Here is an 18,390-nt window from a genome sequence, read left to right as displayed (position 1 = left end):
GGGAGGCGCGCGGCGGTGCCGCCCCGCGCCTCCCGACCGGCGCTTGGTCGCCGTCCGATCGTGTGGTACCTTCTTCGAAGCCAAAGACCGCCGGTCGTCTGTGCGCTCGCGTACAGACCGAAGGTCCTCACTCGTGGGGCAGCCAGCGCAGGTGTTCAGATCCACTCCTCCCGATCGTGGGGGAGCAGCTCCGAGCCTCTGCGCCGGAGCTTTTTTCGTGTGGTGACCAGGGGCTAGCCGGCAAGAACCCCAAGGAGAACCATGGCGAACAAGGAAGCTGCGGTCGCCGAGCTCACGGAAGCATTCCAGAGCTCGAACGCCGTTCTGCTCACCGAGTACCGCGGTCTCACGGTCGCGCAGCTCAAGGAGCTCCGCAACTCGATCCGTGAGCACGCCACGTACGCCGTGGTGAAGAACACGCTGACCAGGATCGCGGCGAACAACGCCGGCATCACGTCGTTCGACGACGAGCTCGCCGGTCCGTCCGCTCTCGCCTTCGTCCACGGTGACACCGTCGCCGTCGCGAAGTCGCTGCGTGCATTCGCCAAGGCGAACCCCCAGCTCGTGGTGAAGGGCGGTTACTTCGACGGTAACCCGCTCACCGCGACCGAGGTGGACAAGCTCGCCGACCTCGAGTCCCGTGAAGTCCTGCTCGGCAAGCTCGCCGGCGCCTTCAAGGCCTCGCTGTTCGGTGCTGCGTACCTGTTCCAGGCACCCCTCTCGCAGGCCGTCCGCACCGTGGACGCCCTCCGCGAGAAGCAGGAGTCCGCGGCCTGACCAGGCACGCGTTCATCAACCACACGTACTAGCTAGTAGTAGGAGAAAATCATGGCGAAGCTTTCGCAGGACGAGCTCATCGAGGCCTTCAAGGAGCTCACGCTCATCGAGCTCTCGGACTTCGTGAAGAAGTTCGAGGAGGTCTTCGAGGTCACCGCTGCTGCCCCCGTCGCGGTCGCCGCGGCCGGTGGCGCTGCTGCCCCCGCCGAGGAGGTCGAGGAGAAGTCGGAGTTCGACGTCGTCCTCAAGTCGGCCGGTGACAAGAAGATCCAGGTCATCAAGGAGGTCCGTGGCCTCACGTCGCTCGGCCTGGGCGAGGCCAAGGCGCTCGTCGAGACCGCCGACGCCAAGATCCTCGAGGGTGTCAACAAGGAGACGGCCGACAAGGCGAAGGAGGCCCTCGAGGCCGCCGGCGCCACGATCGAGCTCGCGTAAGTACCCCTTACGGCTCTTCACGGAGGCCGCTGCCCCCTCGGGGCGGCGGCCTTCGTCGTGCGCGGGGCGCGGCTGCGCCGGCCCGTTGCCGCTGCCGCTGTCGCTGCCGTTGCCGCTGCACTGTCGCTCGGGCGGAGATCCCGCGAAAGCGACAGAGTGCGCCCGACTGTCCGCGGTGATCTGACGCTTTCGTGGTGGTGACGGGCAGCGGGAGTGCACCGGCAGGCGGTCGGGAGGCGCGGGAACTGTCCACAGATCGGCTCGACCAGCCTGATCGACGCCGTCAGGGCGACAAGGTTGCGCCATGCATCCGTCGAACGCCGTCCCCGTCCTGCGCACCGATGTGCTCGACCGCGCGAACGCTCGCGATCTGCAACGTCGCCACCGCGCCGGTGAGGTCGTCCGGGTGCGTCACGGCGTGTACGTCGAGGCCGCGGCGTGGGCTGCTCTCGACGAGCGTGCGCGGCACCTCGTTCGGATGCGCGCCGTCCTCCCACTGGTGCGAGCGGGCAGCATGTGGGCGCTCGACTCCGCCGGCGCGGTGCTGGGCGTCCCGAGGATCGAGCCGTGGCCCGCGCAGGCGCACGTGTTCGCGCCGGACCTCGATGCCGACCGCCGTCGTGTCGGTCTGACGATGCACGCCGAGCACCCGGTGCGGTCCGGGATCGAGTTCCACGGCGTCGGCGTGACCGAGCTCGCGCAGACCGTCGTCGGACTCGCTCGTCGCGGGTCGCTCTGCACCGCGGTCGTCTCGCTCGATCACGCGCTCCGTTCCGGTGTCCCGGAGGAAGAGCTCCGTGCCCGCGCAGCCGACGCCGGACCGTGGGGAGCTGCGCGCGTCGAGCAGGCGCTGCGTCGGTGCGACGCCCGGCACGAGTCCGTGGGCGAGTCGTGGTTCGCCGCGCGCGCGGGACAGCTCGGTCTGCGGGGGCTCGTTCCGCAGCACGTCTTCGTTGCTCCCGACGGGACGATCGACCGCGTCGACTTCTGGCTGCCGGACGAGGGCGTCGTCGTCGAGTTCGACGGCCGCCAGAAGTACGACGATCCGGACATGCTGCAGGGCAGGAGTGCATCCGACGTCGTGTGGGCGGAGAAGATCCGCGAGGACCGTCTCCGCGCACGCCCCGAGGTCCGGACCGTCGTCCGTCCGCGGTGGTGGCACCTCGTCGATCCCGAGCGCTTGCGCGCGCTCTTCCGGATGCACGGCGTGCGGTGCCGGTGAGCGGCTCGCGGGGCGGTGCGCGCTCAGCGGTACGCGACTGAGTGCAACGCGAAAGCGACAGTGTGCGCCCGAGGGGTTGCGGCAGTCTGTCGCTTTGGCGGAACGAACCAGGCGGGCGCCGCCGCGTGCGTCAGCGCAGCGTGCTGCGGCGGCGGCCGTAGGCCAGGTACAGCACGGCTCCGGCGACCATCCACAGGCCGAAGGCGATCCAGGTTCCGGCGCCCAGGAACACCGCGAGCAGGACGCAGCACAGTGTGCCGAGCACCGGGACGACCGGGAAGAGCGGGACGCGGTACGAGCGCTCGAGGTCGGGCCGGGTGCGGCGGAGGACCATCACGGAGACGTTGACGAGTGCGAACGCCACGAGCGTGCCGATGCTCGTCGCGTCGGCGAGTTCGCCGAGCGGCACCAGTGCGGCCGCGACGGCGACGACGACCCCCACGATGAGCGTGTTCGCGACCGGGGTGCCGGTGCGGTGCGAGACACTGCCGAAGACCGGGGGCACCATGCCGTCGCGAGCCATGGTCAGCAGGATGCGGGTCTGGCCGTAGAGCACCGTGAGCACGACGCTCGCGATGGCGATCACGGCACCGATCGAGAAGACGAGGGCGACGACGGGCTGGCCGGTGACCTCGACGACGATGCGGACCAGGGAGGCCTCGTCGGAGGAGAACGACGTCCACGGGCGGGCACCGATCGCGGCGACGGCGACCAGGATGTACAGCGTCGTGACGATCGCGATGGAGGCGATGATGGCGCGGGGCAGGTCACGGCGCGGGTCCTTCGCCTCCTCGCCTGCCGTCGACGCGGCGTCGAAGCCGATGTACGAGAAGAACAGGCGCGAAGCCGCGGCCGTCACTCCCGCGGCACCCATCGGCGCGAGCGGCGCGAAGTTCTGCGACGAGAACGCGGTGAAGGCGACGACCACGAAGAACACCAGCAGTGCGATCTTCACGACGACCATGAGCGTGTTCGCCCAGGCACTCTCGCGGGCGCCGGGCAGCAGGACGGCCGTCGCCAGCAGCACGAGGACCGCCGCCGGCAGGTTCACGAGGCCGCCGTCGCCCGGGGGAGCGGCGATCACGGCCGGCAGGTGCAGCCCGAAGACCCGCAGCGTCTCGTCGACGTACTCGCTCGCGCCGACCGCGACGGCGGCGACGGACACCGCGTACTCGAGCACCAGGCACCAGCCGCACACCCAGGCGATGCCCTCGCCCATGGTCGCGTACGTGTACGAGTAGCTGGACCCCGACGTCGGCACGGCACCCGCCATCTCGGCGTACGACAGTGCGGACAGCAGGGCGGCGACCCCGGCGAGGACGAACGAGATCCAGACCGCCGGCCCGGCGAGCGGGACCGCCGTGCCCAGGACGACGAGGATGCCCGTGCCGAGCGTCGCGCCCACGCTGATCATCGTCAGGTGCCACACCCCGAGCGAGCGTCGGAGCGGCTCGCCGTTCACCCCGGCGGCGGCCTCGGCCTGCAGCTGCTCGATCGGCTTGCGGCGCGCGAGCTGGTGGCGGAGGGACGTGGGGCGGGAGGGCGCGGACGTCATGGGACCTCGGTGTGGGCGCAGGGAAGGGGACGGACGATGGTCGCACGCCCCCTGAACGGGGTCAAATACGCCGACGGCTGACGACCGCTGCCCGGCAGGTGCGCCCGGGATACGTTGGTCCCATGAGCATGGGCCACGGGATGCGTCCGGGCGGTCCCCGCGGCGGCGGGCGCATCTCCAGCGGGGACGTGGCGGCGCAGAGGGCCGCCAACGCCGAGGCACCGCGCATCCCGCACCTGCTCCGACGGATCGCCGGGCTCTTCGTGCCCCACCGCCGCGCCATCGTGCTCACCGTCGTGCTCGTGCTCCTCGGCGCCGCGATCTCCGTCATCCCGCCGCTCCTGACCCAGCAGGCCTTCGACCGGGGGCTCTTCCCGCCGTCCGGCCGTCCGGACGTGCCGGTGCTCCTCGAGCTCGTCGGCGGGATGATCGCGCTCTGGATCGCGAGCGCCGGGATCGGCATCTGGCAGACCTGGCTGACCGCGACCGTCGGCAACAAGGTGATGGGCGCGATGCGCATGCGCCTCTTCGCGCACCTGCAGCGCATGGAGCTCGCCTTCTTCACGCGGACGAAGACCGGCGTGATCCAGTCGCGGTTGCAGAACGACGTCGGCGGCGTGGCGAGCGTGCTGAACAACACGATCTCGTCGGTGCTCGGCAACACCGTGACCGTGATCGCCGCGGTGGTCGCGATGCTGCTGCTCAGCTGGCAGATGACCCTGGTGGCCGTCGTCCTGCTCCCGCTGCTCGTCATCGCCCAGCGCCGGGTCGGCCAGGTGCGCGCCCGGATCGCCGCGCAGACCCAGGAGTCGCTGTCGGACATGACGGCGATCACCCAGGAGGCCCTGAGCGTCTCCGGCATCCTGCTCGCCAAGAGCTTCAACCAGCAGCGCAGCGAGACGCAGCGCTACGCGGACGAGAACCGCAACCAGATCCGGCTGCAGGTGCGCCAGCAGATGTCGGGGCAGTGGTTCTTCGCCATCGTGCAGGTGTTCCTGTCGATCATCCCGGCGGTCATCTACGTGGTCGCCGCGTACCTCATCATCGGCGACGTCCCGATCACCGCCGGCACCATCGTCGCGTTCACCACCGTGCAGTCGCGGTTGCTCTTCCCGACCGTCGGGTTGCTGCGTGTGGTGCTCGACCTACAGACCTCGGGCGCGCTCTTCGCCCGCATCTTCGAGTACCTCGACCTGCGCCCCGCCATCACGGACGCTCCGGACGCCCGGCCCGTCGACGAGTCGCGCGTCGGGCACGTGGCGTTCGAGGACGTGACCTTCACCTACCCCGACGGCGAGCCCGACAAGCCGACCCTGCGAGGTGTCTCCTTCGAGCTGCAGCCCGGCCGGTTCGCGGCCTTCGTCGGTCCGTCGGGCGCGGGGAAGACGACGATCTCCTACCTGGTGCCGCGCCTGTACGAGGCGACGGCGGGATCCGTCCGGTTCGCCGGGGCCGACGTGCGCGACATCGAGCACGAGGACCTCGTGCGCCACGTCGGGATCGTCAGCCAGGAGACGTACCTCTTCCACGCCTCCATCGGCGACAACCTGCGGTACGCGAAGCCCGACGCCACCGACGAGGAGGTCGAGCGCGCCGCCCGCGCCGCGAACATCCACGACACGATCGCGTCGTTCCCGGACGGCTACGACACGGTCGTGGGCGAGCGGGGGTACCGGCTCTCCGGCGGCGAGAAGCAGCGGATCGCGATCGCCCGCGTGCTGCTCAAGGACCCGCCGGTGCTCGTGCTCGACGAGGCCACGAGCGCGCTCGACTCGATCTCGGAGCACGTCGTGCAGACCGCACTCGACGCCGCGGCCGCCGGTCGGACGACGATCTCGATCGCGCACCGACTGTCGACGGTCCGCGACGCCGACGTCATCTTCGTCCTCGACCACGGCCGGATCGTGGAGCAGGGCACGCACGACGAACTCCTCGAACGCGACGGCACCTACGCGGCGCTGTACCGCCAGCAGAACACTCCGACGACCTCGTTCGTCGCATCCCAGCCGACGGGTGGCCCGGCCACCTAGACTCTGCCGCGTGCGATACGCGAACTCCGTCGTCGACCTGGTCGGCGACACCCCGCTCGTCCGGCTGAACCGCGTCACCGAGGGCATCCGGGCGACCGTGCTCGTCAAGGTCGAGTACCTGAACCCGGGCGGCTCGTCGAAGGACCGCATCGCGACGCGGATCATCGACGCGGCCGAGGCCTCGGGCGACCTGCGCCCCGGCGGCACGATCGTGGAGCCGACCTCGGGCAACACCGGTGTCGGGCTCGCCCTGGTCGCCCAGCAGCGCGGCTACCGGTGCGTGTTCGTGCTGCCGGACAAGGTCGGCGAGGACAAGCGGAACGTGCTCACCGCGTACGGCGCCGAGATCGTCGTGACGCCGACGGCCGTGCCGCCGGAGCACCCGGAGTCGTACTACTCGGTGTCGGACCGTCTCGTGCGCGAGATCCCGGGCGCGTACAAGCCGAACCAGTACGCGAACCCGAACGGCCCGCGCAGCCACTACGAGACCACCGGTCCGGAGATCTGGCGTGACACCGAGGGGCAGATCACCCACTTCGTGGCGGGCGTCGGCACGGGCGGGACCATCTCCGGTACCGGCCGCTACCTGAAGGAGGCGTCCGACGGTCGCGTCCGGATCGTCGGTGCCGACCCCGAGGGCTCCGTCTACTCGGGCGGCACGGGTCGTCCCTACCTGGTCGAGGGCGTGGGCGAGGACTTCTGGCCCGGCGCGTACGACGCCGGCGTCCCCGACGAGATCATCGCCGTCTCCGACGCCGAGTCGTTCGCGATGACCCGGCGCCTGGCGCGCGAGGAGGGCCTGCTCGTCGGTGGGTCCAGCGGCATGGCGGTCGTCGCCGCCCTGCGTGCCGCGCGCGACCTGACCGAGGACGACGTCGTCGTGGTGCTGCTGCCCGACGGCGGCCGCGGGTACCTCGGCAAGATCTTCAACGACCGGTGGATGCGCTCCTACGGCTTCGCCGAGACCGACGACGACCGCACGGTCGGCTCGGTCGTCGCGGGCAAGGACGGCCGGCTGCCCGACCTCGTGCACGCGCACCCGTCGGACACGGTGCGCGACGTCGTCGAGATCATGTCGACCTACGGCGTCTCGCAGATGCCCGTGCTCACCGCCGAGCCGCCCGTCGTGATCGGCGAGGTCGTCGGCGCCGTGGCCGAGAAGGACCTGCTCGAGCAGGTCTTCACCGGTGCTGCCGCGATGACCGACGCGGTGAGCGGGTTCGTCGGCGACCCGCTGCCGCTCATCGGGGTCGGCGAGTCGCTCGCGGCGGCCCGTCGTGCCCTCGAGACCGTGGACGCGCTGCTCGTCGTCGACGACGGCAAGCCCGTGACGGTGCTCACCCGCCACGATCTCCTCACCTCCCTGTCCGACTGACCCGCAAGGAACCAGAACGCATGACCGAGTTCGCCACCCGCGCCGTCCACGCCGGCCAGGACCCCGACGCCACGACCGGTGCCGTCATCCCGCCCATCCACGTCACCTCCACCTACGTGCAGGACGGCGTCGGGAACATGCGCAACGGCTACGAGTACTCCCGCGGCGGCAACCCGACGCGCGACGCGCTGCAGACCCTGCTCGCGGACCTCGACGGCGGCGTCGCGGCGTACTCGTTCGCGTCGGGCCTGGCCGCCGAGGACGCCCTGCTCCGCGCGTACCTCGAGCCCGGCGCCCGCGTCGTCATGGGCAACGACGTGTACGGCGGCACGCACCGCCTGGTGAACCGCCTGCACGTGCCGTGGGGCGTGGAGCTCGTGGTCGTCGACATGAGCGACGTCGACCGGGTCCGTGCCGCGCTCGAGGGCGCACCGGCGAAGACGGTCCTCTGGGTCGAGACCCCGACGAACCCGCTCATGAAGATCGCGGACATCGCACTGCTGTCCGAGGTCGGGCACGCGGCCGGCGCGCTGGTGGTCGTCGACAACACCTTCGCGTCGCCGTACCTGCAGCAGCCGCTCTCCCTCGGCGCGGACGCGGTGTCGTACTCGACCACGAAGTACCTCGGCGGACACTCCGACGTCGTCGGTGGCGCGGTCGTGCTCCGCGACGAGGCGTTCGCGGAGCAGGTCGGCTTCCTGCAGTTCGGTGCGGGCGCGATCGCCTCGCCGTTCGACGCCTTCCTGACGACCCGCGGGATCAAGACACTGCCCGTCCGCATGGAGCGGCACTCCACGAACGCGCAGGCGGTCGCCGAGGCGCTGGTGTCCGCCCCCGGCGTGGAGCGCGTCTACTACCCCGGGCTCGCCGACCACCCCGGCCACGAGGTCGCGGCGAAGCAGATGCGCGGATTCGGCGGCATGCTGTCGGTCGCGCTGTCCGGCGGCCCCGAGGCCGCGAAGCGCTTCGTCGAGTCGACCGAGGTCTTCACGCTCGCTGAGTCCCTGGGCGGCGTCGAGTCGCTCATCGGGTACCCGAGCGAGATGACGCACGCGTCGGTGCAGGGCACGGAACTGGCGGTGCCGGAGAACGTGGTGCGCCTGTCGGTGGGCATCGAGGACGCCGGCGACCTGGTCGCGGACGTCCTGCAGGCACTGTCGCGCTGAGTGCGACCCGCTGACCCGGCGCGCTGACGCGGGACGTGACGGACGGGAGGCTCCCCACCGGACCGGTGGGGAGCCTCCCGTCCGTCGTGCGGACCGGACGGATCGTCGGGGCGCGCCCCTAGGCTGGTCCGGTGAGCAGCGTGGCGACGAGGTCGGGGATCCTCAGCGGACGGTACGCGCTCGCGACACTCGGCATGGTCGCCATCGTCGGGGTCGCCGCCTTCCAGAACCTGGCGATGACCACGGTCATGCCGGAGATCAGTCGCGACCTCGACGGCCAGACGCTCTACGCACTCGCGTTCGCCGCGCCGCTCGCCGCCGGCGTCCCCGGCATGGTGCTCGCGGGCACCTGGACGGACCGCTCGGGCGGCCGGGTCGTGGCGTGGGTCTCCGCCGCGCTGTTCGCGGTCGGGACCGCCCTGGTGATGACCGCGCCGACCATGGAGGTCTTCCTGACCGGCCGCCTGGTCGAGGGCTTCGGCGCGGGGGCGATCGACGTGGTCCTCTACGTGCTCGTGGCCCGGATCTTCCCCCCGGAGCTGCACGGGCCCGTGTTCGCCGGGTTCGCCGCCGCGTGGGTGGTCCCCGCGCTCGTCGGCCCGGCGCTCGCCGGGATCGTCACCGAGGTCTGGGGGTGGCACTGGGTCTTCGCCGGGGCCCTGGTGATCGCTGTGGTCGCCTTCGCCCTGCTCGTCCCGACGCTGTCCCGGCTGCACGCGCCGCCCGCGGAGCGCCGACCCGCGTGGCAGCGGGGCCGGATCGTCTGGTCGGTCGCGGCCGCCCTGGCGATCCTGCTGCTCAACGTGGCACCGGACCTGGGCGTCGGGGCGCGTGTCCTCGCCGTCGCCGTCGGGGTCGTCGGGGCCTGGGCCGCGCTCCGCCCGCTCCTGCCGGCGGGGACGTTCCACGCGGCGCCGGGTCTGCCGTCGGTGGTGCTCCTCCGCGGTCTCGTCGCCGCCGCGTTCTTCGGGAGCGAGGCGTACGTGCCCTTCCTGCTGCAGTCCCGGCACGGACTGTCCGCATCGGCAGCGGGCCTCGCGCTCACCGTCGCGTCGCTCAGCTGGGCCGGCGCGAGCTGGCTGCACGGCCGCCTGGGCGAGGACCGGCTCACGGCGGCCAGGACGTTCCGGATCGGCCTGGCGCTCGTGCTGGTCAGCCTGCTCACGGCGCTCGCGGTCGCGGTCTGGGGCCTGCCGTGGACGGTGCTGGTGGCGGGCTGGTTCGTCGGGGGCGCCGGCATGGGCGGCATGTACCCGCGGCTGTCGATGCTGACGCTGCGGTTCTCGGGCGAGGGCGACGACGGGTTCGCGAGCTCGGCGCTCACGATCGCCGATGCCGCGGGCAGCGTCGTCGGCCTCGCGGTCACCGGTCTGCTGTTCGTCGGCAGCGGGGGAGCGGACGGCGCCTGGTCGTTCCCGCTCGTGTTCGTCGCGATGACGGGCATCGCGCTCGTGGGCGCGGTGGCCGTCCGTCGGCTCGGTCCCGTCCCACCCGCACCGGCGGGCGGTCCTGCCTGAGGCCGCGCCGACACGGACCGTCCGGGGCGGTAGCGTGGCAGTCGACCGAGTGGAGGACACCGAGTGCGCATCACCGTCGTGGCCGTCCTGGTGGGCCTGTCCCTCGCCCTGACCGGGTGTCAGGGCGCGACGACCGCTGCGCCGACGCCGGTCAGGAGCACCGACCTGACGAGCTCGGACGGCGGCTTCGACCGGAACGCCGTGGTCGGCGTGGTGCTCCCGGCCGGTGACGACGAGCTCGCGGTGGACCTGCGCGACGGCCTCGACGACGCGGGGTTCCGTGCGGAGGTCCGCGTGGCTCCATCCGAGGGGGCCGCGGTCGCGCAGCGACGCGCGGTGGACGGACTCGTGCGCGACGGGGCCAAGGCGCTGCTGGTGCGTGCGGTCGACGCGGACGCGCTGCGGGAGGCCGTCCAGACCGCGCACGACGCCGGGGTGGTGGTCGTCTCGCTCGGTGACACGGTGCCGGCGAGCGGTACCGGGGGCGACGGGGTCTCCGCCGACCACCGTGTCCGCGCCTCGGACGACCCGGAGGTCACCGCGCGGTCGGCGGTCGAGGTGGTGCGTTCCCTGCAGCGCGGCGAGCGGCCTGACGTCGACGACTGATCGGTGCGCTGCCCGCGGCGCCGGTCGGGGTCACCCGGTCAGTGCCACCACGCCGGGAAGGACGACGTGATCGTCTCGACCAGGGACTTCCGCGAGCGCCGCGGGCCCGCCAGCCAAGCCTCGATCGCACCGACGAAGCCCTGGGCGACGAAACCGGCTGCGACGTCGTCGAGCAGCGGCGGACGCGTCTCGGCGTCGAGTTCGCGGATGTGCTGTGTGCTCGAGACGGTGAAGTGCTCGACGAGCATGCGGTGCAGCGCGGCGTCCTCGGTGTCCGGCAGCCCCCGGGCGTAGATGTCGCGGTGCGCCACGACGTGCTCCACGACGGCGTCGATGCCCCGACGGGTGATCGCGGCGAGCTCGTCCGGACCGGCACCGCGCGCGGAAGCGGTCCGGCGGGCCTCGACGTCGTCCTCGCGGATGCGGTCGAGCTCCGGGGTGAGCACGTCGGCGAGCAGCGACCCGGGTGAGACCGCGTGGGAGTAGAAGGTCGCGCGGTTGATCCCGGCGGCCCGTGTGACGTCGGCGACCGTGATCTCCGACACGGGCCGGTCGGCGGCGAGCCGGAGGATCGCCTCGCGCAGCGCTGCCGTGGTGTGCAGGATCCGGGCGTCGACCACGACACCACCCCCTCTTCGTTCCGTCCGCGTCCCGCGGCCCCGAGCAGTCCGACGCTACCGCATGGCGACCGCGCGGACGGGACACTGCGCGCAGTGTGACGGGGCGGATCGCGCCCGGTCGTTCCGAGAGCGCTCACGCAGCCCGTAGGATGGTTCCGCGGCCGAATCGATTCGATTCGACACGACGGATCACCTCCGGCGTCCGCGATCAGCACCCCGTCCGGACCCCGCCGAGGGTCCTGCCCGGCCGCCCCGGTCGGTTCCTCGGCCCGCCCGGCTCGTCCCGCCCAGCTCGTCCCGTCGGGCTCCGTGCCGGCCGGTACGGCACCCTCCGCCCCGTCTCTCCCCGTGAAGGACCACCTGTGACCGCGCCCGCCACCACCGGCTCGCTCCGCGTCGTGCTGCACCCCGGTGACTCGCTCACCCGTGGGCAGCGCCTCGTCTACGTCTTCGTGCTCGGCGCGCTCACCGCGCTCGGACCGTTCACCATCGACCTCTACCTGCCGGCGTTCCCGTCGCTCGAGCACGAGTTCGGGATCAGCGAGGGCGCCGTCCAGCTGACGCTCACGGCGACGACGCTCGGCTTCGCGGTCGGGCAGCTGCTCGTGGGGCCGTGGAGCGACAAGGTCGGGCGCCGACTGCCGCTCATCATCGCGACCTCGGTGCACGTCGCCGCCTCGGTGGGTGCCGCGCTCGCGCCGAACGTCGAGGTGCTCGCCCTCTTCCGCGTGCTCCAGGGCATGGGCGCCGCGGCCGGTGGTGTCGTCGCGATGGCGACCGTGCGCGACCTGTTCGGCGGGAAGCCGCTCGTGCGGATGCTGTCCCGCCTGGCGATGGTCAACGGCCTGGCGCCGATCCTCGCGCCGCTCATCGGATCGCAGATGCTCCAGTTCGTGAGCTGGCGCGGCGTCTTCGTGTTCCTCGCCTGCTACGGCGCGGCGGTCGTCATCGCATCGTCGATCCTCATCGTCGAGACCCTGCCGCCGGAGCGCCGCCGCGAGGCCGGGCACTCCACCATCGGGCAGCGGTACAAGGCGCTGCTGTCCGACCGGATCTTCGTCGGCGTCGCGCTGATCGGCGCGATGGTGTTCAGTGGTCTGTTCTCGTACCTCAGCGCGTCGCCGTTCCTGTTCCAGACCGTCTACGGCCTCGACGCACAGCAGTACGGACTGCTCTTCGCCGTGAACTCGATCGGCGTCGTCGTCGGCGTGCAGGTGTCCTCACGGCTGGCGCAGCGGGTCGGTCCCCAGTGGATCCTGGCGTGTGCGACGGCGACCCTGTTCGTCGCGGCCGTGGCGATCGTCGTGCTCGACCAGCTCGGTGCCGGGCTCGTCGGGGTCCTCGTGCCGCTGTGGTTCTTCATCGCTGCGTGCGGGTTCACGTTCCCGCTCGTGCAGGTGATCGGTCTCGCGGCCCACGGGAAGGAGGCCGGCACCGCGGCGTCGCTCCTCGGTGCGCTGAACTTCGGTGTCGCCGGTCTCGTCTCGCCGATCGTCGGTTGGCTCGGCATCGACGCGGCCACGCCGATGGCCGGGGTCATGACGTGCACCTCGGCGGTCGCCGTCCTCGTGCTCTGGGTGGTCGTCCGCCCGCGGACGGTGCCGGCGCTCTCGCACTGACACGTTCGCGCCGCCGCGCTCGCCCCGCCGCGTTCGCCCCGCTGCGTTCGGCCCTACCGCGTCCGCCGTGCCGTGCTCGTCCGTAGGCTGCGGGCATGAGCGACGTGGTGGAGCAGGCCCGGGCGGCAGCAGCGGCGGCGCAGGCCGCCGCCGAGGGGGCGCGCCGGCTCGCCGACGCGGCCGCCCGGCGTGCGGAGGAGCTCGCCGCCGCGGTCGAGCGGGCCGCCGGGCAGGCGGCGTCGGCAGCGGCACCGACCGGCGCCGCGCCGCGGGCGGGCACGGAACCGCTCCCCGCCGGCGACGGCTCCGCGGCGCCCGCACCGGACCCCGCCGGTGCCGCGCCGCACGCCACCACCGAGCCGGGCGCGACCACACCGGGCGGCACCGCGACGTCGGCGACGGGCACCGAGCCTCCCGGCCCGCTCGGTCCCGACGCCGTCGCCGCCGTCCGGGCCGGCTACGCCGTGGCGGGCACCGCGCTCGAACTCGGGGCCCTCGTGAACGGCGGACCCCGGCCCGACGTGCAGGTCCGCATCCCGCTCGGGATGCTGAACCGCCACGGCCTGGTCGCGGGCGCGACGGGGACGGGCAAGACCCGCACCCTGCAGCTCCTCGCCGAGCAGGCCGCCGCCAGTGGCGTCCCGGTCTTCGCCGCCGACGTCAAGGGCGACCTGTCCGGGATCGCCGCGCCCGGCCAGCCGAGCGAACGGCTGCTCGCGCGCACCGTCGCGATCGGGCAGCGCTGGCAGGGCCTGGCGAGCCCCGTCGAGTTCTACTCGCTCGGTGGTCAGGGGACCGGGGTCCCGATCCGTGCGACGGTGTCCGGCTTCGGGCCGCTCCTGCTGTCGAAGGTGCTCGGCCTCAACGAGACCCAGGAGTCGTCGCTCGGGCTCGTGTTCCACCACGCCGAACGCGCCGGGCTGCCGCTCGTCGACCTGTCCGACCTCCGGGCCGTGCTCACGTTCCTCGTCAGCGACCAGGGCAAGGCCGAGCTCGCCGAGCTCGGCGGGCTGTCGAAGCAGACCGCCGGCGTCATCCTCCGTGAGCTGGTGACCTTCGCCGACGCCGGAGCCGACCGGTTCTTCGGCGCCCCCGAGATCGACACGCAGGAGTTCCTGCGCACCGCGCCGGACGGCCGCGGCATCGTCAGCCTGCTCGAGGTCCCCGGGGTGCAGGACCGGCCCGAGGTGTTCTCGACCTTCCTCATGTGGCTGCTGGCGGACCTGTTCAACGAGCTGCCCGAGGTCGGCGACACCGACCGGCCGAGGCTGGTGTTCTTCTTCGACGAGGCGCACCTGCTGTTCGCGGGCGCGTCGAAGGACTTCACGGCGCAGATCGTGCGGACCGTGCGGCTCATCCGGTCGAAGGGCGTCGGCATCGTCTTCGTGACGCAGACGCCGAAGGACGTGCCGGACGACGTGCTGGCACAGCTCGGCTCCCGGGTGCAGCACCAGCTCCGGGCGCACACCCCCGACGACGCGAAGGCGCTCCGGGCGACGGTGTCGACGTACCCGACCAGTGACTACGACCTCGCCGAGGTGCTGACCTCGCTGGCGACCGGCGAGGCGATCGTCACGGTGATGAACGAGGACGGCGCGCCGACACCGGTCGCGTGGACCCGGCTGCGCGCGCCCCAGGGATCGATGGAACCGTTGCCGGCGGCCGGACTGGAGGCACGGGTCGCCTCGTCCCCGCTCCTCGCCCGGTACGGCACGGCCGTCGACCCCGAGTCGGCGCGCGAGGTCCTCGCGGCGCGCCTGGAGTCCGCCGCTGCGCAGGCGGCGGCCGCCCGGGCGCAGGTCGAGGCGGAGGCGGAGGCGGCGCGCGCCGCTGCCGCTGCCGCGGAGGAGTCGGCGGCGCAGACGGCGCACGACGAACGCGAACGTGCGGCGGCGCAGGCGGCGTACGAGCGGGCACAGCGCGAGTTCGAGCGGGCTGAACGGGCGGCGGCGGAGCGTCGGTCGCGGTCGACGTCCTCGCGCTCGACGTCGTCGGGTTCGTCGTCCCGCCGTCGTCCCCGCCCGGCCGACGACGCGCTCGGGGACCTGCTCGGCCCGGGCCTCGGGCGGACCATCGCGAAGGAGGTCGTGCGCGGCATCTTCTCGACGCTCCGCCGACGTCGGTGAGGTCACCGCGCCGGACGTCGTCCCGGTCCCGGCACCCGGCGGGTCGTCGCCGGACGGTCAGCGGACCGTCAGCGGGTCAGGAGGTCGACGGTCTCGACCGCGACGAGACCCACCACGATGCACACCGCGGCCGCGACGACCGCGAGCACACCGCTGCGTCGCTCGTACCAGGTGCGGCTCCCGGGCCAGCGCCGCGACGCCTCGCGCACGTGGACGGGGCGGCGTTCGTGCTCGACCGGGACGTCGAGGGTGTCGAGCACACGGTCGAGGGCGGCGTCGCCCCAGACGTCCGCACGCATCCGGAACAAGTGCGTCCCGTCCGCGTCGAAGGCGAGGAGCTCACGCGTCGTGCGGTCCGGCGAGGTGCCGTAGGTCGGCGCGACCACGATCCGACGCACCCGCTCGCGGGCGATCCGGCGGTTCGGGGTGAGCACGGCGTTGAGCACCACCGAGTCGGCGTCGATGCCGAGGAACGCCTGACCGAGACGGACGAAGAGCACCCCGACCAGGACGGCCGCCACGACGACGAGCGAGGCGACCAGGGTCCACCAGCGCACCGGGAGCGAGACCCAGACCAGGGCGACGGCGAGCGGCACGGCGGAGCACACGACGCTGAGCACCGTGGAGCGGACGAGCGAGCGACGCGGGCGCAGGAACACGTCGAACACCGGTGTCCGCAGTCGTCGGGCGGCTGGCATCGTCGCTTCCCCCACGTGGGTCTCCTCACCCCTCGGGCGCGCACGGGGCAGGCCGAGGCCCGCCCCGCGGGCGACGCCCCTGCCGCCCGCTGCACCGTGGTCGACCCGTCCCGGGGTCGTCCGTCTGCACAGACTAGGGGGTGTGACGGGCAGGAGGACAGCCCGTTCCACCCCGGATCGGCGTGTTCCGGCCAGACCGGTCCGGGCGGGGTGCGCCGGTGTCCCGCGCGTGGGGGACCTGCCGGAACGCACAGCAGGCGCGATCACCCTGGTGATCGCGCCTGCTGTGCGTGTGGTGCTCGTACTGCTCGTGTTCGTACTGGCGGAGAATGGGGGATTCGAACCCCCGAGGGCTTGCACCCAACACGCTTTCCAAGCGTGCGCCATAGGCCACTAGGCGAATTCTCCCGGTGTCGTCTCGCGACGACACCCAATGGTACAGGTTCGCGAGGGTGGTGACGACCACCTCCCTCCACAGCCCCGGCGGCTCCCAGAGCGCACGGTGCCCGCGCGACTAGCCTGGAGGCGTGTCGACCCGCATCTACATCACGTCAGCAGAAGGACACACGGGCAAGAGCACCGTCGCCCTCGGTGTCCTCGAGACCCTCGCGCGGTCCGTCGGACGCGTCGGCGTGTTCCGTCCGGTCGCCCGGTCGGTCGCCGAGCCCGACTACGTGCTCGAGCTCCTCCTGCAGCACAGCGCGGTCGGACTGTCCTACGACGAGGCCGTCGGCGTCACCTACGACGACGTGCACGCCGACCCGGACGCGGCCCTCGGCACGATCCTCAACCGCTTCGCGCAGGTCGAGCGGCAGTGCGACGCGGTCGTGGTGCTCGGGTCGGACTACACGGACGTCGGCAGCCCCACCGAGCTCTCCTTCAACGCGAAGGTCGCCGCGAACCTCGGTGCGCCCGTGCTGCTCGTGCTGGGTGGACGCGACTCGGCTGAGCGGGGTGCCCGGACGCCGGACGCGATGGCACAGGTCGCCGACGTCACGACGAGCGAGCTCCGTGCCGCGCACGCGCAGCTGCTCGGGGTCGTGGTGAACCGGGCCGACCCGGACGCCCTCGCGGCGATCGTCGCGAGCGTCGAGCGCGCCGTGCGCGACGACCACCCCGACACCCCGGTGTGGGCGATCCCGGAGGACCGGGTGCTCGTGGCCCCGACCGTCCGGGCGCTGCTCGAGGCGACGGGGGCGACGCTCGTCCGCGGGGACGAGGCACTGCTCGACCGAGAGGCCCTGGGCACGGTCGTCGCCGGCATGAGCATGGAGAACGTGCTTCCCCGGCTCATCGAGGGCGGCATCGTCGTCGTGCCGGGGGACCGCAGCGACGTCCTGCTCGCCACCGTGCTCGCGAACCAGTCCGAGACCTTCCCGAGCCTCGCCGGCGTGATCCTCAACGGCGGGTTCGAGACGTCCCCGCAGATCACGCGCCTCCTCGACGGCCTGTCGAGCTCGCTGCCGATCGCCCGGAACGAGCTCGGCACGTACGACACCGCGCTCCGGATCACGCACACCCGGGGTCGGCTGGCGGCCGACTCACCGCGCAAGGCCGACCTGGCGCTGGCCCTGTTCGAGCAGCACGTCGACGCCGACGCCCTGCGCGACCGCCTGCAGCTCACGCCGTCGGGGGTCGTCACGCCGCTCATGTTCGAGCACGGGCTGCTCGACCGGGCCCGCGGGTACGGCAAGCGCATCGTCCTGCCCGAGGGCGACGACGACCGCATCCTGCACGCCGCGTCGACGCTCCTGGCGCGGCAGGTATGCGAGCTGACGATCCTCGGCGAGCCCGGGGCCATCCGTGCCCGGGCGACCGAGCTCGGCCTCGACCTCGAGGGCGCGCAGCTCGTCAGTCCCTTCGACCCGGAGCTCCGGGAGCGCTTCGCCGAGGAGTACACGCGACTCCGGGCGCACAAGGGCATGTCGATCGAGCTCGCTCGTGACACCGTCACCGACGTCTCGTACTTCGGCACCCTCATGGTCCAGCTCGGCCTGGCGGACGGCATGGTCTCCGGTGCGAAGCACACCACGGCGCACACCATCCGACCGTCGTTCGAGATCATCAAGACCCGGCCCGACACGTCGATCGTGTCGAGCGTGTTCCTCATGGCGCTGGCCGACCGGGTGCTCGTCTACGGCGACTGCGCGGTGATCCCGGACCCGACGAGCGAGCAGCTCGCGGACATCGCGATCTCGTCCGCCGAGACCGCGACGCAGTTCGGGATCGACCCCCGGGTCGCGATGCTCAGCTACTCGACGGGTGACAGCGGCACCGGTGCTGACGTCGACAAGGTGCGTGCCGGCACGGCCGTCGTCCGCGAGCGTCGCCCGGACCTGCTCGTCGAGGGTCCGATCCAGTACGACGCCGCCGCCGACCCCACGGTCGCCCGCACCAAGATGCCGGACTCGCCGGTGGCCGGTCGCGCGACGGTCTTCATCTTCCCGGACCTCAACACCGGGAACAACACCTACAAGGCCGTGCAGCGGTCCGCCGGTGCGGTCGCCATCGGCCCGGTCCTCCAGGGGCTGCGCAAGCCGATCAACGACCTGTCCCGTGGTGCCCTCGTCAGCGACATCGTGAACACCGTCGCGATCACGGCCATCCAGGCCGGCACCGCGACCGACGCCGCCTGACCGACGCG

General features: G+C 72.4%; 14 protein-coding genes and 1 tRNA gene. 11 read left to right on the top strand and 4 right to left on the bottom strand.

Going from position 1 to position 18,390, the window contains the following annotated elements; all coding sequences use genetic code 11:
- Positions 1 to 261 precede the first annotated feature (261 nt).
- From rplJ to DEJ22_RS10775, 3 genes are all read left to right on the top strand, one after another.
- A complete protein-coding gene (rplJ, locus tag DEJ22_RS10785) occupies positions 262 to 777 on the top strand; it encodes a 50S ribosomal protein L10 (protein ID WP_111227140.1) in 516 nt (171 codons plus the stop codon).
- Positions 778 to 828: 51 nt separating this feature from the next.
- Entirely contained in the window at positions 829 to 1,212 is a 384-nt protein-coding gene (rplL, locus tag DEJ22_RS10780) for a 50S ribosomal protein L7/L12 (RefSeq protein WP_058727461.1), read from the top strand.
- 304 nt (positions 1,213 to 1,516) lie between these two features.
- Positions 1,517 to 2,434 (top strand): hypothetical protein, encoded by a 918-nt coding sequence (locus tag DEJ22_RS10775; RefSeq protein WP_111227139.1) that lies wholly within the window; start codon positions 1,517 to 1,519, stop codon positions 2,432 to 2,434.
- 130 nt (positions 2,435 to 2,564) lie between these two features.
- Here DEJ22_RS10775 and DEJ22_RS10770 read toward each other — a convergent pair whose 3' ends face one another.
- Complete coding sequence (locus DEJ22_RS10770; RefSeq protein ID WP_111227138.1) at positions 2,565 to 3,989, bottom strand: APC family permease; 1,425 nt, start codon at positions 3,987 to 3,989, stop codon at positions 2,565 to 2,567.
- A gap of 128 nt (positions 3,990 to 4,117) precedes the next feature.
- Between DEJ22_RS10770 and DEJ22_RS10765 the strand changes: the two genes are divergently transcribed.
- From DEJ22_RS10765 to DEJ22_RS10745, 5 genes are all read left to right on the top strand, one after another.
- A complete protein-coding gene (locus DEJ22_RS10765; protein WP_111227245.1) occupies positions 4,118 to 6,019 on the top strand; it encodes an ABC transporter ATP-binding protein in 1,902 nt (633 codons plus the stop codon).
- A gap of 10 nt (positions 6,020 to 6,029) precedes the next feature.
- Positions 6,030 to 7,394 (top strand): cystathionine beta-synthase, encoded by a 1,365-nt coding sequence (locus tag DEJ22_RS10760; RefSeq protein ID WP_111227137.1) that lies wholly within the window; start codon positions 6,030 to 6,032, stop codon positions 7,392 to 7,394.
- A gap of 20 nt (positions 7,395 to 7,414) precedes the next feature.
- Positions 7,415 to 8,560 carry a cystathionine gamma-synthase gene (locus DEJ22_RS10755; RefSeq protein WP_111227136.1) on the top strand — a complete coding sequence of 382 codons (1,146 nt, stop codon included), beginning with the start codon at positions 7,415 to 7,417 and terminating at the stop codon, positions 8,558 to 8,560.
- 131 nt (positions 8,561 to 8,691) lie between these two features.
- A complete protein-coding gene (locus tag DEJ22_RS10750; RefSeq protein WP_111227135.1) occupies positions 8,692 to 10,077 on the top strand; it encodes an MFS transporter in 1,386 nt (461 codons plus the stop codon).
- A 63-nt stretch (positions 10,078 to 10,140) separates the two neighbouring features.
- Positions 10,141 to 10,683, top strand: coding sequence for a sugar ABC transporter substrate-binding protein (locus tag DEJ22_RS10745; RefSeq protein ID WP_111227134.1), 543 nt, complete (start codon positions 10,141 to 10,143; stop codon positions 10,681 to 10,683).
- Between the two features lie 38 nt (positions 10,684 to 10,721).
- Here the strand turns inward: DEJ22_RS10745 and DEJ22_RS10740 are convergent, their stop codons facing one another.
- Positions 10,722 to 11,303 (bottom strand): TetR/AcrR family transcriptional regulator, encoded by a 582-nt coding sequence (locus DEJ22_RS10740; RefSeq protein ID WP_111227133.1) that lies wholly within the window; start codon positions 11,301 to 11,303, stop codon positions 10,722 to 10,724.
- Positions 11,304 to 11,665: 362 nt separating this feature from the next.
- Between DEJ22_RS10740 and DEJ22_RS10735 the strand changes: the two genes are divergently transcribed.
- Positions 11,666 to 12,922 carry a multidrug effflux MFS transporter gene (locus DEJ22_RS10735; protein WP_111227132.1) on the top strand — a complete coding sequence of 419 codons (1,257 nt, stop codon included), beginning with the start codon at positions 11,666 to 11,668 and terminating at the stop codon, positions 12,920 to 12,922.
- 95 nt (positions 12,923 to 13,017) lie between these two features.
- Positions 13,018 to 15,048, top strand: a complete 2,031-nt coding sequence (locus DEJ22_RS10730; RefSeq protein ID WP_111227131.1) for a helicase HerA-like domain-containing protein — start codon at positions 13,018 to 13,020, stop codon at positions 15,046 to 15,048.
- A 68-nt stretch (positions 15,049 to 15,116) separates the two neighbouring features.
- Here DEJ22_RS10730 and DEJ22_RS10725 read toward each other — a convergent pair whose 3' ends face one another.
- Together DEJ22_RS10725 and DEJ22_RS10720 are read right to left on the bottom strand one after the other, a co-directional pair.
- Complete coding sequence (locus tag DEJ22_RS10725; protein WP_146241755.1) at positions 15,117 to 15,761, bottom strand: hypothetical protein; 645 nt, start codon at positions 15,759 to 15,761, stop codon at positions 15,117 to 15,119.
- A 305-nt stretch (positions 15,762 to 16,066) separates the two neighbouring features.
- A tRNA-Ser gene (locus DEJ22_RS10720) sits at positions 16,067 to 16,154 on the bottom strand.
- 119 nt (positions 16,155 to 16,273) lie between these two features.
- On the opposite strand from DEJ22_RS10720, the gene pta reads away from it, so the two are divergent.
- Positions 16,274 to 18,382, top strand: a complete 2,109-nt coding sequence (pta, locus tag DEJ22_RS10715) for a phosphate acetyltransferase (RefSeq protein WP_111227129.1) — start codon at positions 16,274 to 16,276, stop codon at positions 18,380 to 18,382.
- The last annotated feature ends 8 nt before the right edge of the window (positions 18,383 to 18,390 follow it).

This window comes from Curtobacterium sp. MCSS17_007 (genome assembly GCF_003234175.2).
In the GTDB taxonomy this organism is placed as follows: Bacteria; Actinomycetota; Actinomycetes; order Actinomycetales; family Microbacteriaceae; genus Curtobacterium.
The sequence above is the reverse complement of the archived record's forward strand: the minus strand, read 5'-3'. Positions and strand labels throughout refer to the sequence as shown.